Here is a 15523-nt window from a genome sequence, read left to right as displayed (position 1 = left end):
GGGCCCGGAGCCGGCGGCGACCTTGCAGCCCGGCGTGCGCTCGGGCAGTGTCGCGGAAACCTGATCAAATCCTTCGGAGCCTTCATGCCGGTCAAGAACCGCTTTGCCGAACTGCACGGCGACATCACCGCCTGGCGCCGCGACCTGCACCGGCACCCCGAGATCCTGTTCGAGACGCACCGCACCGCCGGCATCGTGGCCGAGAAGCTGCGCGCCTTCGGCTGCGACGAGGTCACGACCGGCATCGGGCGCACCGGCGTCGTCGGGGTGATCCGAGGGCGCTCCACCGCCTCGGGGCGGACGATCGGGTTGCGCGCGGACATGGACGCGCTGCCGATCCACGAGACCACGGGGGCCGATCATGCCTCCACGGTCGACGGGGCGATGCATGCCTGCGGCCATGACGGACACACGGCGATGCTGCTGGGCGCGGCGCAGTACCTGTGCGAGACGCGCAATTTCGACGGCACCGTCGTGGTGATCTTCCAGCCGGCCGAGGAGGGCGGCGGCGGCGGGCGCGAGATGTGCCGCGACGGGATGATGGACCGCTGGGGGATCGAGGAGGTCTACGGCATGCACAACTGGCCCGGCGTGCCGGTGGGCCAGTTCCAGATCCGCCCCGGTCCCTTCTTCGCCGCCACCGACCTCTTCGAGGTCGAGGTGGAGGGCCGCGGCGGCCATGCCGCCAAGCCGCACGAGACCATCGACACCACGGTCGTCGCCGCGCAGATCGTCACCGCGCTCCAGACCATCGCCAGCCGCAACGCCGACCCGGTGGCGCAAGTGGTGGTGTCGGTCACGTCGTTCCGGACCTCGTCCTCGGCCTTCAACGTGATCCCGCAGAAGGTCCACCTGAAGGGCACCGTGCGCACCCTGTCGCCCGAGGTGCGCGACCTGGCCGAAACGCGGCTCACCGCGATCTGCACCTCCGTGGCGGAAGCCTTCGGCGCGCGGGCGAGCGTCGATTACATCCGCAACTACCCGGTGATGGTGAACGCCGAGGAACAGACCGCCTTTGCCGCCGAGGTGGCGCAGGCTGTCGCGGGAAGCTGCGAGGATGCGGACCTCGTCATGGGCGGCGAGGATTTCGCCTTCATGCTGGAAGAGCGGCCCGGCGCCTACATCCTCGTCGGCAACGGCGACACCGCGTCGGTGCATTCGCCCGATTACGACTTCAACGACGAGACGATTCCCGCCGGCTGTTCGTGGTGGGCCGAGATCGTGGAGCGGCGCCTGCCGGCCCGCTGAGGGCCACCCCTACCCGATGAAGGCGGGCGCGCCACAGGCGTTCACGAGGTGGCGCAGGTTCTCGCGCAGCGCCTCGCGCCCGATCGGACCGCCGAGACAGACGCGCAGCCGTTCGGCCGGCGGCCCCTCCACGGTGAAGGTGTCCGAGGGCATCAGGCCGAGCGGCCGGCGCGTCATGCGCGCCACCACCTCCGCGCGGCTGACGCCTTCGGGCAGGTCGAGCCAGAGGTTGAAGGCGTGGTCCGCGGCGCGGAACCGCAGGGCGCTCAGGACCTCCGCCGCGATGTCCTGCCGCGCGGCGCTTTCGGCGCGGATGAAGCGGCGGATGCCGTCGGCGGTGCCGTCCTCGATCCACTGGGTTGTCAGCGCCATCGACAGGGGCGAGGGCATCACCGACAGCGCCCGGATCGCCTGGAACAGCCGATGCGCGCAATCGGGCGTCGGTGCGATGGTGAAGGCGAGGCGCAGCCCCGCCCCGATGCACTTGGCCAGCCCGCCGATATGCCAGGTCAGCTCCGGCGCGGCGAGCGCGATGGGCGCCGGCGCCTTGACCGGGATGAAGCCGTAGGCGTCGTCCTCGATCAGACGCAGGCCATGGCGCAGCAGGATCTCCGCCACAGCCTCGCGCCGCGCCGGCGGCATGGTCAGCGTCGTGGGGTTCTGGAGTGTCGGGTTGAGATAAAGCGCCTTCGGCCCATGCGCCCGGATCTCCGCCTCCAGCGCCTCGGGCACAATGCCGCAATCATCCATCTCGATCCCGACGAGCCGCAGGCCGAAACGGCCCGCGACGTTGCGAAAGCCGGGATAGGTGACGGCCTCGCACAGCACGGTATCGCCGGGGCGGGTGACGATGGAGAGGATCGCGGCCATGGTCGCGTGCGCGCCGGGCGTGACCGCCACCCGTTCGAGGCTCGGCACCATGCCGCGCATGGACAGCCAGCTCGACGCCGCGGCCTTGTCGCGGTCCGAGCCCAGCGGCGCCTGGTAGCGCAGCAGCGCGACGAGGTTTGCCGACACGTAGCCCAGCCCCTCCTGCATCCGACGGCAAAGGGCGGGGTCCGCCGGCTCGGGTGGCATGTTCATGGAGAAATCCGCCTCACCCGTCCGCGCGGGATCGGGCCGGGTCGACACGACGCTGCCGCGCACGAAGGTGCCGCGGCCGACATGCCCCTCGACGTGTCCTCGCGCCCGCGCCTCCGCGTAGGCGCGCGAGACGGTGGTGAAGTCGATGCCCAGCGCTTCGGCAAGCTGGCGCTGCGGCGGCAGGCGCATCCCGTCCGATAGCCGGCCGTCCCTTATGTCGCGGGCGATGGCGTCCGCGATGGCGATGTAGCGCGGCGCGCCGCGCTCGAGCGTCCCCGGTATCCAGTCCGTCACGAATCGTCCCCCGTGTTGTCAGGTTCTACGTGACCCGCATGGCCGATTGAACCCAATTTGTATGCAAAATTGAATGCTCCATGCCCTCCGCTTGGTTTTACGTTCTGCTCCTCAAGGCAGCTTATGCACGCGCTTTATGCGTTTGTAACGCCTGCAGCCATCAAACCGGGGCAATTATTGTATGCATATTACACTGCCATTTGATCGGATCAATCGCAGCAGGCTCCATCCGACTCACGTAACCAACAGGAGTGGAAGATGCCTGCAGTCACCGCGGAAGCGCACAAGGACGGCGACTACTTCGTCGACTACGAGGACAAGGTCTTCGAGGACGTGAAGGCCGAGGGAGGGGAGAAGGCGCTCGTCACCTTCCACACGGTGGCCTTCGAGGGGTCCATCGGGCTCGTGAACATCCTCAACGCCATCCGGCTCAACCGGAAGGGCTACGAGACGTCGATCCTGCTCTATGGGCCGGGCGTGACGCTGGGCATCCAGCGCGGGTTTCCGACGCTCGGGGACGAGGCGTTTCCCGGCCACCAGAATTTCGCCGCCAACCTCAATAAGTTCATGGGCGAAGGCGGCAAGATCTATGCCTGCCGCTTCGCGTTGCAGGCGCTCTATGGCCACGGGGAGCCGTCGCTGTTGCCCGGGATCACGCCGATCGCGCCGCAGGACGTGCTCGACTGCATCCTGCTGCACAAGAAGGCCGACGCCGTGATCCTCGACACCTGGACGGTGTGAGAGCCGCCGCCCGTCGCCGGGCCGCCGCGCGTTGGCGGCCCGGGCCATTCCCTTCCCCGGAAAGGCCACGAGAATGAGAACCGACACCGTCCGCGCCGCCGCCGTCCAGATCGCGCCCGACCTTTCGGGCCGCGCCGGCACAATGGAGCGTGTGCTGAACGCCATCGCGGAAGCCGGCGACAAGGGGGCCGAGTTCATCGTCTTCCCCGAGACCTTCGTGCCCTACTATCCCTACTTCTCCTTCGTGCTGCCGCCCGTGCAGCAGGGCAAGCCGCATCTGGAGCTGATGGCAGAGGCCGTGGTCGTCCCCTCGCCCGAGACTCAGGCGGTGGCCGATGCCTGCGCCAAGCGCGGCGTGGTGGTGGTGCTTGGCGTGAACGAACGCGATCACGGATCGCTCTACAACACGCAGCTCATCTTCGACGCGGACGGCATGCTGGCGCTGAGGCGTCGCAAGATCACGCCGACCTACCATGAGCGCATGGTCTGGGGCCAAGGCGACGGCGCCGGGCTTTCGGTGGTCCAGACCCGCGTCGGCCGCGTCGGCGCGCTGGCCTGCTGGGAGCATTACAATCCCCTCGCCCGCTACGCGCTGATGACCCAGCACGAAGAGATCCACGCCGCGCAGTTCCCCGGATCGCTCGTCGGCCCGGTCTTCGGCGAGCAGATCGAGGTGACCATGCGCCACCACGCGCTGGAGGCGGGCTGCTTCGTGGTCAACGCCACCGGCTGGCTGAGCGAAGAGCAGATCGCCGCGATCCACCCCGACCCCGCGCTTCAGAAGGGCCTTCGCGATGGCTGCATGACCTGCATCGTCTCCCCCGAGGGCCGGCACCTGGCCGAGCCGCTGACGCAGAACGAAGGCATCCTGATCGCCGATCTCGACATGCGCCTGATCGCCAAGCGCAAGCGGATGATGGACAGCGTCGGCCATTACGCCCGGCCCGAGCTTCTGAGCCTGTCGCACGACACGCGCCCCGCCCGGCCGAGGCACGCGACTACATTTCCCGATCCCCTTCCAGCTACGGAGGAAGAGCAGGATGTCTGAACTTTCGCACTCCGGCCTCATCAACGAATTGCAGACGCGGGGGATGCGGCTCGTCGATCCGCGTGCCGGGCACGACAGCCGGCGCGGCGGCGCGGGCCCGTCGGACCACAAGGCGATCACCATCGGCGAGAGAACCGTGATGATCCCTGTGCACACCGCGCCCAGCTTCGACAGCCCCTACCTCGTCGATGCGCCCGACGACACCGGCGCGGCCCGCGTGACCTGCGAGGGGCGCGAGGTCGCGACGGTTCGCTTCCCCACGCGGGCGAAGTTCTACGCGCTGCGCACCGCGGACGGCATCCCCTATAGCCATATCGCCGCGCTCCATTCGCGCGACGTGCTGGCGACCACCGTGCTGCAGACCTGCATCCGCTACGAAAGCCGCAAGAAGACATGCCAGTTCTGCGCCATCGGCCAGTCGCTCGCCGCCGGCCGCACCGTCGCGCACAAGACGCCCGCGCAGCTTGCCGAGGTCGCGAAGGCGGCGGTGGAGCTTGACGGTGTCAGGCACATGGTGCTGACCACCGGCACGCCCCGCGGCAAGGACCGGGGCGCGGCGGTGATGGTCGACAGCGCCCGCGCCATCCGCGCCGCCGTCGACCTGCCGCTTCAGGCGCAGGTGGAGCCGCCCGAGGACGATGCCTGGCACGCCCGCATGGCCGAAGCCGGGATCGACAGCCTCGGCATGCATCTGGAGGCGGTGACGCCCGAGGTCCGCCAGCGCATCATGCCGGGCAAGGCGTCGGTGCCGCTCGAGAAGTACTGGAGCAGCTTCGAGGCGGCGGTGCGCGTGTTCGGCCGCGGGCAGGTCTCGACCTACATCCTCGCCGGGCTCGGCGACACGCGCGAGGCGATCCTGTCGACCGCCGAAAGGCTCTGCGCGCTCGGCGTCTATCCCTTCGTGGTGCCGTTCGTGCCGATCTCCGGCACGCCGCTGGAAAGCCACCCGGCGCCGACGCCCGAGTTCATGGCCTCGCTCCTGCGCCCCCTGGGCGAGATGATCGTGCGCGCCGGCATCCGGTCGGAGGACATCAAGGCCGGCTGCGGCCGCTGCGGCGCCTGTTCGGCCCTTGCCTCCTACGAGACGCTGCGCGTGCCGGCGGAGGGCGCGGCATGATCGAGGTCGAACCGCGCCAGTTCCAGTGCCCGGGCTACTACATCCGCGCCGCCTCGACCCCGTTCGAGGCGCGCGGCGCGGCGGCGCTGCGTCACCGCGTCTTCGTGACCGAGCAGCGCATCTTCGAGGGCCACGACCGCGACGAGATCGACCTTGTGGCCACGCATCTCGTCGCGCTGTCGACCTATGCCAGCGAGGCCGACGAGATCGTCGGCACCGTGCGCATCCACGAGGACGCGCCCGGCCTCTGGTGGGGCTCGCGCCTCGCGGTCGACCGCGATTTCCGCGCCATCAGCCGGCTGGGGGTGGAACTTATCCGCCTCGCTGTCCGCACCGCGCGGGCGCGCGGCTGCACGACGTTCCTGGCGCATGTGCAGATGCAGAACGTGCCGATGTTCCGCCGCCTCCACTGGCAGGACATCCAGGAGGTGTCCCTGCACGGCGTACCCCACATGCGGATGCAGGCAGACCTCGCGGCCTACCCGCCCTGCCCCGACCCGGTCGCCGGCTGGTATCACCGCTGCCCGCCGCGCGAAGAGGCGGCGCGATGAACGTGAACACGGCTCTGTCGCCCCTGGCCGCGCTTGCCGAAGAGCTGCGCGCGCATCCCGCGATCCGCTCCAAGCTGGCAATCGGGTCGGCAGTCCGCGCGCTCGGACTCGACGCGGGCAGTGCCGGGGCGCCCGGCGACGACGCCGCGGTGCTGCCGCGCGAGGGGGGCTTCGACCTTCTCGCCGGCGAAGGGTTCATCCCCGGCTTCGTCGCGGACGATCCGTGGTTCGCGGGCTGGTGCGCGGTCATGGTCAACCTGTCGGACATCGCCGCGATGGGCGGCCGCGCCAGCGCCATCCTCAGCCAGGTCTGGGCGCCGGGCGCCGAGGCTGCCGCACCGCTCCTGCAAGGTCTGCGGGACGCGTCGGCCGCCTACGGCGTACCGCTCGTCGGCGGGCACACGAATTTCGCCGCCGGGGAACTGGGCCTCGCCGCCTCCGTCTTCGGCCGGGCGACACGGGTCATCACCAGTTTCGACGCGACCCCGGGCGACGTGTTGATCGCCGCCATCGACCGGCGCGGCGCGTATCGCAGCTTCGACAATTTCTTCGCCGCCGGGGAGGCACCGGCGGCACGGCTCCGCGCCGATCTCGCGCTCCTGCCCGAACTGGCCGAGGCGGGGCTCGTGCGCGCCGGCAAGGACATCAGCCAGGGCGGGATCGCCGGAACGGCGCTGATGCTGGCGGAATGCTCCGGCGTGGGGATGGTTCTGGACGTGTCCGCGCTGGCGCCGCCCGGCGGCGTGCCGGTGACGCGCTGGCTGCGCAGCTTCCCCAGCTTCGGTTTCCTGCTGTCGGTGACGCCAGAAGACGCCGCCGCCCTCTCGGCCCGTTTCGATGCGCGCGGCATCGACGCCCGCGCCATCGGCCACGTCACGCATGGCAGCAAGGTGGCGCTGACCGACGGTACCGACACGGCGCTTTTCTGGGATCACGCCGCAACCCCCTATCTCGACCTCGGAGGCCGCGTTGCCTGAGACATACTGGACCGTGCGCTGGCCCGACGGGGCCGAAGAGGCGCTGTATTCTCCTTCCTCCGTGGTGGCCGAACTGTTCGAGCCGGGCCGGAGCTACCCGGCGCCCGAATTCCGGCGCCGCGCCCGCACCGCTCTCGAACGCGCGTCGGAGCGGGTGCGGCAAAGCTACGGCTTCGCCTGCAGCGCGGCGATGGAGGAACTCGGCCGGATCGAGACGCGGCTCGACCGCCTGGACGACCCCGGGGCCGAGATCCTCTGCCTGACCCTCTCCACCGGAGGACCCCGCACATGACCCGCCCCCAGCACATCCCCGTCGCCATCGTCGGCGGTGGGCAGGCCGGCCTGTCCACAGCCCATTGCCTGCGCCAGCATGGCATCGACAGCGTGATCTTCGAGCGGCACCGCGCGTTCCACTCCTGGAAGCGCAACCGCTGGGACAGCTTTTGCCTCGTCACGCCGAACTGGCAGTGCCGCCTGCCGGATTTCCACTACGGCCGCGACTATGGCGGCACCGACCCGCACGGTTTCATGCCGAAGGACGAGATCGCGGACTATCTCGACGCCTTCGCCGAAAGGGTGCGGCCCGACCTGCGCGAAGGCGTCGAGGTCACGCGCGTGGCGCAGCGCCTCGGCGGCGGCTTCGTGGTGGAGACCTCGGATGGCCGCTGGACGGCGGAGGCGGTTGTAATCGCCACCGGCGGCTACGACAAGCCGATCGAGCCTGGGTTCGCGCAGCGCCTGTCGCCGGAGATCGCGCAGATCCATTCCGCGGACTATCGCAACCCCGGCCAGTTGCCGGAGGGCGGCGTGCTGATCGTCGGCACCGGCCAGTCGGGCGTGCAGATCATGGAGGATTGCATCCGCGACGGGCGCGACGTGCACCTGGCCGTCGGTCCCGCGCCGCGCAGCCCGCGGCACTATCGCGGGCGCGACGCGACCGACTGGCTCTACGATGCCGGGCATTATTCCGTGACCATCGACGCCCATCCGGACCCGGAGAAGGCGCTCGGCCAGACCAATCACTACATGTCCGGCCGCGATGGCGGCAAGGAGATCGACCTGCGCCGCTTCCACGTCGATCACGGGCTGTCGCTCTACGGCTCACTCGCGGACATGGACGGCACGCGCGCAGGTTTCCTGCCCGATCTGGCGAAGAACCTCGACGACGCCGATCGCTCCTATCTCGGGATCCGCGAGCAGATCGATGCCCATATCGCCCGCGAAGGCATCGACGCGCCGGAAGAGCCGCCCTTCGAGAAGGTCTGGGAGCCCGCGGAGGAAGCGACCGATATCGATCTGGCGGAGGCGGGCATCACCTCGGTTATCTGGGCGATCGGCTTCCGGCCCGACTACGGCTGGATCGAGGCGGACGTCTTCGATCCGCACGGCAAGCCGGAGTACCACCGCGGGGTGACGGCGGTGCCGGGGCTCTGCTTCATCGGGCTCGGCTGGCTGAACACCTGGGGATCGGGCCGCTTCCTCGGGATCGAGGAGGACAGCCGCTACCTCGCCGCCCGCATCGCCGAACAGCTCGAGGCCCGCGCCGCATCGTGAGGAACCGGTCGCGGCGTGGCGCTGAGCCGCGCGGGGACAGCGTTTCGACCGGGCCAACCCTCGTCGATCTGCCGACGTTCACCCGTGCAGACCGCCTTTCCAGTGCCGACCGCCAGCGCTCAGCGCGCCAGCCAACCGCCGTCGACGTTGATGACCGCGCCGTGCACGTAGTCCGAAGCCGGCGCCGACAGGTACACCGCCGTTTGCGCGATGTCCTCGGCCGCACCCCAGCGGCCGGCGGGAATGCGGTCGAGGATCGCCTTCGACCGCTCGGGATCGCTCCGCAGCGCCTCGGTGTTGTTGGTGGCGATGTAGCCCGGTGCGATGGCGTTCACGTTCACGCCCTGCCCCGCCCATTCGTTGCACAAGACCTTGGTCAGCCCCGCCACCGCGTGTTTCGACGCGGTGTAGGACGGCACCCGGATGCCGCCCTGGAACGACAGGAGGGAGGCGATGTTGACGATCTTGCCGGCGCCGCCGCGCGCCATCACCGCCCTGGCGAAGGCCTGGCAGGTGAAGAACACCGCCTTGGCGTTCACGTCCATGACCTCGTCCCAGTCGGCCTCGGAGAAGTCGACGGACTCCTCGCGCCGGATGATCCCGGCATTGTTGACCAGAATGTCGATCTCGCGCTCCGCGAAAAGGCCTGTCGCTGCCATCGGGTCGGAAAAATCGAGCCGCATGTCCTCGGCCGCGCCGCCCGCATCGGCGATCTCGGCCACCGTCGCCTCGCAGGAGCGGCGGCCGGCGCACAGGACCCGCGCGCCCGCCCCGGCCAGAGCCACCGCGATCGCCCGGCCGATCCCGGTATTGGCGCCGGTCACCAGCGCGGTTCGTCCATCGAGCGAAAAGGCGGTCATCTCATCTCCTTCGGCTGCACGAAATCCATGTCGGTGAAATCCTTGTTGTCCCCGGCCATGCACCAGATGAAGGTGTATTCCCCGATGCCCGCGCCGGAATGGATCGACCAGGGCGGAGAGATCACGGCCTGTTCGTTGGCCACGAACAGATGGCGTGTCTCCTGCGGCTCACCCATGAGATGCAGAACCCGCGCCTCGTCGTCCATGCCCCAGTAGAGATAGGCCTCCATCCGTCTATCGTGGACGTGGCTGGGTATCGTGTTCCAGACCGAGCCCGCCTCGAGCGCGGTGTAGCCGAGCGTCAACTGGCAGCTGTCGATCACCTCGGGATGGATGAACTGTCGGATGGTGCGCTTGTTGGAGGTCTCCGCGGCGCCCATCGTCACCTCCCTGGCGCCCTCCACCGTCACCAGAGCGGTCGGACAGGAGCGGTGCGCGGGGGCGGAAGCGACGTAGAACCGCCCCTGTCCCGCGAAAGACACCGGCCCGGTGCCCATGCCGAGGTAAAGCACGTCGCCGCGCTTCATCTCGTGCGTGGTGCCGTCCGCGGTCACGCTCCCGGCGCCGCCGATATTCACGACCCCCATTTCCCGGCGCTCCAGGAAGGTGGCGGTGCGCGTCTCCTCCACCGTCTCGAGCGTCAGCGCCTTGCCGTCCGGCACCACGCCGCCGATCACCATGCGGTCGTAATGCGTGTAGCACAGGCGGATCTCGCCGGCGGCAAAGAGCCCGGGTGCGAGGAAATGGTCGCGCAGCGCGGTGGTGTCCATGCTCCGCACGTGATCGGGATGCACCGCGTGGCGGGTCTCAACTGTTTGCATGGGAAACTCCTTGATCGGTTCGGGACGTCAGGGATCAGGGGCCGAGGCCGCGCCCAGCCCGAAGGTGACGAGGCAGATCAGCGGGCGCATGTCCCAGCGGGCGCCTGTCCGAACCCCGAATCCGGGCGGCGACTGCACTGCGATCTCGTCCCTGTCCCGCTGCATCAGTTTTTGAAACAGCATTTCGGAAATAAGGGAACATGGTTTCCGGAGTGGATCAACCAAAATTGGAACGACGCTCCATTTCGCATATAAAAGATCGATACCAACGCACTATGCCACACATCTCAGACACGTTGACTCGCCTGTCGCCAGATTTCAGACTCCAATTCCAGAAAACACGGGATGTCCATGTCCAGCCAGCACTCCCCGAAGACGGAAAACGTCGCCGCGGTCCTGAAGGTCTTCTCGGTGCTGGAGGCACTCGTCGAGGAGCGCAGCGCCGGGCTGGCCGACCTCGCGCATACGGCGATGACATCCAAGAGCACCGCGCACCGTCTGCTGCAGACCATGGCCGACCTCGGCTATGTCGCGCAGGATCCCGACACCGAGAAATACCACCTGACGCTGAAGCTCTTCAGCCTGGGCGCCAAGTCCCTGCGCGGGCAGGAGGACGTCCTGCGCGTCGCGGACCGGGTCATGGGCGGGCTGTCCCGGGCCACGGGCGAAGCGATCAATCTCGGCGTGATGGACGGTCACGACCAGCGCGTCACCTACATTCACAAATACGACAGCACCTACAGCCTCGCGATGCAGTCCAAGCTGGGCTACCGCAACCCGCTGCACTCGACGTCGCTCGGCAAGGCGCTGCTGGCCTTTCGCGCCGATGACGAGGTGAACGACCGCCTGGCGCGGATGCAGTTCGTGAAGCTCGCGCCGCGCACCATCACCGATGCCGCAACGCTGCACACAGAGCTCATGCAGGTCCGCGCCACCGGCATCGCCGAGGAGATCGAGGAAAGCGAGGCCGGTGTGCGCTGCATGGCGACGCCGGTGCTCGACCACATGGGCACCTCGGCGGCGGCGATCAGCGTGGCCTTTCCGCTCTTCCGCTTCGACGAGGCGAAGAAACCCGAGATCGCCGCCCAACTGCGCGCGGCCGGACTCGAGGCGTCCCGCGCGCTCGGCTATAGCGGCGCCGCCATCGGCACGGCGTCGCCGGTCGGAGCCGGCTGAGGCGCTTCGGGCCGGATCGGCAGGCCACCGGCCCGGCGCGCGGCATCGGCAGATGCGCCCGTATTCCCGCGCCTGAGCAGGCGCATCCTACAGCCGCGTCCTTACGATGAAATCCGGCTCGGCAAGACCCCGCGCCCCTGGCGCGGCCCCGGTTGACGTTTTCTGCGACCTGAGTTTCACTTGGCAAAAATAAATTCTGCATAGTGGAAAAGGGAGGACCACCATGACCATGCTGAGATCCGCGCTTGCGGGCACTCTGATGCTGTCGGCCGGAGCCGCCGGCGCGCAGACGTTCTTTGTCGGGGAGGCCGGCCCGAACCGCGGCGCCCGCGGCGAGGCGCTGTCGTATTTCGCCGAGCAGGTGGACACACTGTCGGACGGTGAAATGAATCTCGACATCCAGTGGGGCGGCGCGCTCTTCAAGGCGAGCGCAGCCCTGTCGGGCATCGCCGACGGCGTGGCCGACATGGGCACGATCATCGCGGTGTACTTCCCCAAGGAAATGGCCCCCTACCGCATCGCCGACATGCCGCTGGAGAACGCCGACGCCTGGGTCGGCATGAAGGCCACCGACGAGATGATGCGCACCCATGACGGCCTCAAACAGGCGATGGCGGCGGAAAACCTCGTCTATCTCGGCACCTTCACCACCTCGGCGGTGCATATCGCCTGTCAGGGCGCTGCGATCCGGTCGGTCGAGGATATCGAGGGGCTCAAGGTCCGCGGCGTGGGGGCCTACGGCGACACCTTCGCGGATTTCGGCGCCAACCTCGTGCCGATGTCGATCTACGACGCCTACCAGGGGCTCGACACCGGCCTGCTGGATTGCTCGCAGACCTATTCCTACGCCACGGCGGCGCTGAAGCAGCAGGAGGTGATCGACAGCTACACGCTCCTCAACTGGGGCCAGACCGGCGCGCTCGGCGTATTCATGAACAAGGACGCCTTCGACCGTCTGGAGCCGCCGAAGCAGGAAATCCTGCTCGAGGCCGGCGATAAGATGTCGGACGAACTCGGCCGGCTCATCACAGCCGACAACGAGGCCGCGATCGAGACCATGCGCGAGGCCGGTGTCGAGATCATCGAACTGCCCGAGGAGGACCGCGCCCGGCTCGTGGAGGCCGGCGCCACCTATGTCGACGAATGGGTGGACCAGGTCAACGGCATGGGGCTCGACGGCGCCGACATCCTGGAGACCTACAAGAGCCTCTTGGACAAGTACGCCGGGCAACGCGACAGCGACGGCTACCCTTGGGAGAACGGCGACGGCTGAGCCCGCGCCATCCGCCTCCTCGCGCGCGCCGTGCCGCGGCGCGCGCTCCGATCCGTCTTACCTGAACGAGGGTTCCACATGCTGCGCCGCGTCGAGATGCTGCTGGTGCAACTGGCCATCCTGTCCGTGCTCGGGCTCGGCCTGCTGATCACCGCGACCGTGCTCCTGCGCATTCTCGTGAACGGCAGCGTGCCGGACGCGATCGTACTGGTGCGCGAGCTGATGGTGGCGGCCATCGTTCTGCCGATGGCCGCCACCACCGCGAACCGCGCGCATATCGTGGTGGAGGTGTTCTCCAACCGGCTGCCCGAAAGGGGCCGCGACGCGCTGGTGATCTTCGGGTCGGTCTTCGGGCTTCTGGCGCTGGCGCCGCTGATCTGGGCCGGCTGGCGCGAGACGACCGGCGCCCTCGCCTCCGGCGCCTATTTCTTCGGCGACCTGACCCTGCCGAAATGGCCCGGGCGGGCGATCTTCCTTCTCGGCGTGTCGATCTGCTGGCTGCGGCTGGCGCTGATGGTGGCGGGCGATCTGCGCGCCCTGCGCCGAGGACAGCCGCTGGCACCCACCGGATACGGCGAGGTGCGCTGAGCAATGGACGGAACACTCATCGGCCTTGTCGCCTTCGCCTCTGTCATCGGGCTGCTGGCCCTGCGCGTGCCCATCGCCTTCGCGCTGGCGGGCGTGGCGAGCCTCGGCACCTTCGTGATCTTCGCCCTGCGCACCGGAGAGTTCCTGCCCGAGCGCGCCTGGACCCCGACGGCGAGCCTCGTCTTCTCGAACTCCTTCGACCTCATCCATTCCTACGACCTGTCGATGATCCCGCTGTTCGTGGCGCTTGGGCACATCGCCTACCGGGCCGAGATCACGACGCGGATCTACCACGCCGCGCGGGTCTGGCTGGTGCGCGTGCCCGGCGGGGTGGCGATGGCCTCGGTCATGGGGTGCGGCGGTTTCTCGGCGATCACCGGATCGTCCATCGCCTGCGCCTCGACCATGGGGCGGATCTGCAGCCCGGAAATGCTGCGGCTGGGCTACGACAAGCGACTGGCCACGGCGTCAGTTGCGGCAGGCGGCACGCTGGGGTCGCTGATCCCGCCGTCGGTCCTCTTCATCATCTACGGTATCTTTACGGAAACCTCGATCTCCGCGCTGTTCCTCGCCGGGATCATTCCGGGGCTTCTGACCCTCGCGGGGTTCCTTCTGGTGATCTTCGTCTGGGTCAAGCGCGACCCGGAGGCGGCGCCGGCCTTCACGGGCACCGTGACAGCGGCCGAGCGCTGGCACGCGGCGCGCGAGGCCTGGCCGGCCGCGGCGCTCTTCGCCATCATCGTGGGCGGCATCTACGGCGGCTTCTTCACCGCGACGGAGGCCGCCGCGGTCTGCGTCAGCGCGGCGGTCCTGATCGGCTTCGCCCAGCGCAAGCTGACCTTCGCGGGCCTGTGGGAGAGCCTGCGCGAGACAGTGATCCAGACCACGTCGATCTTCCTCATCGCCGCCGGCGCGAAGATATTCGTGGCGTTCATCGCGCTGACCGGCGTGGCCAACGACATCGTCGCGGCGGTGTCGGCGGCAGAACTGTCGACCCTGGTCCTGCTGGTGGCGATCGGGGCGATCTACATCCTTCTCGGCATGTTCCTCGACCCGATCGGGATCATGGTGCTGACGCTGCCGCTGATGGTGCCGCTGGTGGAAAGCTACGGCTGGGACCTGATCTGGTTCGGCGTGGTGGTCATCAAGCTTCTGGAGATCGGGTTGATCACGCCGCCGGTGGGGCTAAACGTGTTCGTCATTTCGGGCGTGGTCGGCCGCGACGTGCCCATCGACCGGATCTTTGCCGGGATTCTGCGGTTCCTGGGCGTGGACATGGTCGTGCTGGGCCTGCTGATGGCTTTCCCGATCCTGTCGCTGTTAATCCCGTCGAGCATGTGAAGAGGACGCGATGACCGAGACCGGCCAGACCGACACCCCGCCCGCGCCGCAGCGCGACCGCCGCTTCGCGGAGACGCTGGCGCGCGGGTTGGCGGTGCTGCGGGCCTTCCGCGCCTCGGACGACGGGCTCGGCAACGGCGAGATCGCCGAGCGGACGGGCCTGCCGAAATCCACCGTCTCGCGGCTGACCTTCACGCTGCAGAGCCTCGGCTATCTCACCCATGCCGGGCGCCACGACCTCTACCGGCCCGGCCCGGCGCTTCTGGCGCTCGGCAATGTCGCGGCGGCGTCGATCACCTTCGTGGAGATCGCCGGCCCGATCATGCAGCGGCTCGCGGACGAGACCGGGACGCTGGCGCTGATGCTGGTGCGCGACGGGCGCAAGATGCTGATCGTGCGCACCTGGCGACCGCGCGGCGTGTCCTCGCTCTGGCTCGAGGTCGGGCACCGGGTGCCGTTCAACGGCTCGTCCTCGGGTCACGCGATGCTCGCGGCAATGGATGCGCGGCTCTTCCGCGAGACGCTGGCGGCAGTGGACGGCGACCGCGGCCTCACCCGCGAGAGGGCGGAGGCGGTGCGCCGCCACGCCTGGGGACAATTGCTCGGCCAGGGCTACGTGCTCACCGACCCGGGCGAGTACTTCGCCCCGTCCATCCACGCCGTCGCCCGGCCCTTCCGGTCGCGCGATCTGTCCGAGCCGGTGATCTTCACCTGCGGGGCGCTGCCGCAGGACCTAAGCGTCGAACGGATGCGCGAGGATCTCGGCCCGAGGCTGGCCGAGGCGGTGGAAGACCTCGAACGCATCATGGGCCAGGGATCGAGCCTGGCGACCCGAGACTGAACGAGACGAT

16 protein-coding genes are annotated in these 15523 nt (G+C 68.7%); 13 read left to right on the top strand and 3 right to left on the bottom strand.

The window, feature by feature from the left end; genetic code table 11:
* The first annotated feature begins 84 nt into the window (after nt 1-84).
* Nucleotides 85-1248 (top strand): M20 aminoacylase family protein, encoded by a 1164-nt coding sequence (locus tag F3H57_RS17605; protein ID WP_149757462.1) that lies wholly within the window; start codon nt 85-87, stop codon nt 1246-1248.
* A gap of 9 nt (nt 1249-1257) precedes the next feature.
* Here F3H57_RS17605 and F3H57_RS17600 read toward each other — a convergent pair whose 3' ends face one another.
* Nucleotides 1258-2625: an aminotransferase-like domain-containing protein gene (locus F3H57_RS17600; protein WP_149757460.1), complete on the bottom strand. Its 1368-nt coding sequence runs from the start codon at nt 2623-2625 to the stop codon at nt 1258-1260.
* A 258-nt stretch (nt 2626-2883) separates the two neighbouring features.
* Here F3H57_RS17600 and F3H57_RS17595 point away from each other — a divergent pair, with 258 nt between their 5' ends.
* The 7 genes from F3H57_RS17595 (at nt 2884) to F3H57_RS17565 (ending at nt 8613) form a co-directional block, all read left to right on the top strand.
* Entirely contained in the window at nt 2884-3366 is a 483-nt protein-coding gene (locus F3H57_RS17595; RefSeq protein ID WP_149757458.1) for an MSMEG_0572/Sll0783 family nitrogen starvation response protein, read from the top strand.
* Nucleotides 3367-3439: 73 nt separating this feature from the next.
* Nucleotides 3440-4414: a Nit6803 family nitrilase gene (locus F3H57_RS17590; RefSeq protein ID WP_149757456.1), complete on the top strand. Its 975-nt coding sequence runs from the start codon at nt 3440-3442 to the stop codon at nt 4412-4414.
* Entirely contained in the window at nt 4407-5531 is a 1125-nt protein-coding gene (locus F3H57_RS17585; protein WP_149757454.1) for an MSMEG_0568 family radical SAM protein, read from the top strand. The genes F3H57_RS17590 and F3H57_RS17585 overlap by 8 nt, the downstream gene beginning before the upstream one ends.
* Nucleotides 5528-6082, top strand: a complete 555-nt coding sequence (locus F3H57_RS17580; protein ID WP_149757452.1) for an MSMEG_0567/Sll0786 family nitrogen starvation N-acetyltransferase — start codon at nt 5528-5530, stop codon at nt 6080-6082. The genes F3H57_RS17585 and F3H57_RS17580 overlap by 4 nt, the downstream gene beginning before the upstream one ends.
* The gene (locus F3H57_RS17575) at nt 6079-7059 is read left to right on the top strand and encodes a sll0787 family AIR synthase-like protein (protein ID WP_149757450.1); all 981 of its coding nucleotides are present in this window, start codon (nt 6079-6081) and stop codon (nt 7057-7059) included. Before F3H57_RS17580 ends, F3H57_RS17575 begins: the two co-directional genes overlap by 4 nt.
* Entirely contained in the window at nt 7052-7351 is a 300-nt protein-coding gene (locus F3H57_RS17570; RefSeq protein ID WP_149757448.1) for an MSMEG_0570 family nitrogen starvation response protein, read from the top strand. The genes F3H57_RS17575 and F3H57_RS17570 overlap by 8 nt, the downstream gene beginning before the upstream one ends.
* Nucleotides 7348-8613: an MSMEG_0569 family flavin-dependent oxidoreductase gene (locus tag F3H57_RS17565; protein WP_149757445.1), complete on the top strand. Its 1266-nt coding sequence runs from the start codon at nt 7348-7350 to the stop codon at nt 8611-8613. Before F3H57_RS17570 ends, F3H57_RS17565 begins: the two co-directional genes overlap by 4 nt.
* A 119-nt stretch (nt 8614-8732) precedes the next feature.
* Here F3H57_RS17565 and kduD read toward each other — a convergent pair whose 3' ends face one another.
* Together kduD and kduI are read right to left on the bottom strand one after the other, a co-directional pair.
* Nucleotides 8733-9473, bottom strand: coding sequence for a 2-dehydro-3-deoxy-D-gluconate 5-dehydrogenase KduD (kduD, locus tag F3H57_RS17560; RefSeq protein ID WP_149757443.1), 741 nt, complete (start codon nt 9471-9473; stop codon nt 8733-8735).
* Nucleotides 9470-10294, bottom strand: coding sequence for a 5-dehydro-4-deoxy-D-glucuronate isomerase (kduI, locus tag F3H57_RS17555; protein WP_149757441.1), 825 nt, complete (start codon nt 10292-10294; stop codon nt 9470-9472). Before kduI ends, kduD begins: the two co-directional genes overlap by 4 nt.
* Before the next feature lie 345 nt (nt 10295-10639).
* Here kduI and F3H57_RS17550 point away from each other — a divergent pair, with 345 nt between their 5' ends.
* From F3H57_RS17550 to F3H57_RS17530, 5 genes are all read left to right on the top strand, one after another.
* Complete coding sequence (locus F3H57_RS17550) at nt 10640-11470, top strand: IclR family transcriptional regulator domain-containing protein (protein WP_223163121.1); 831 nt, start codon at nt 10640-10642, stop codon at nt 11468-11470.
* Nucleotides 11471-11693: 223 nt separating this feature from the next.
* Nucleotides 11694-12743: a C4-dicarboxylate TRAP transporter substrate-binding protein gene (locus F3H57_RS17545; protein WP_149757437.1), complete on the top strand. Its 1050-nt coding sequence runs from the start codon at nt 11694-11696 to the stop codon at nt 12741-12743.
* A 78-nt stretch (nt 12744-12821) separates the two neighbouring features.
* Nucleotides 12822-13331 (top strand): TRAP transporter small permease, encoded by a 510-nt coding sequence (locus tag F3H57_RS17540; protein ID WP_149757435.1) that lies wholly within the window; start codon nt 12822-12824, stop codon nt 13329-13331.
* Nucleotides 13332-13334: 3 nt separating this feature from the next.
* Complete coding sequence (locus F3H57_RS17535; RefSeq protein WP_149757433.1) at nt 13335-14672, top strand: TRAP transporter large permease; 1338 nt, start codon at nt 13335-13337, stop codon at nt 14670-14672.
* A 10-nt stretch (nt 14673-14682) separates the two neighbouring features.
* Entirely contained in the window at nt 14683-15513 is an 831-nt protein-coding gene (locus F3H57_RS17530; protein ID WP_149757431.1) for an IclR family transcriptional regulator, read from the top strand.
* Nucleotides 15514-15523 lie beyond the last annotated feature (10 nt).

The sequence above is a fragment of the Roseivivax sediminis genome (assembly GCF_900112685.1).
Classification (GTDB): domain Bacteria; phylum Pseudomonadota; class Alphaproteobacteria; order Rhodobacterales; family Rhodobacteraceae; genus Roseivivax; species Roseivivax sediminis.
This window is presented reverse-complemented; position numbering and strand designations above follow the sequence as displayed.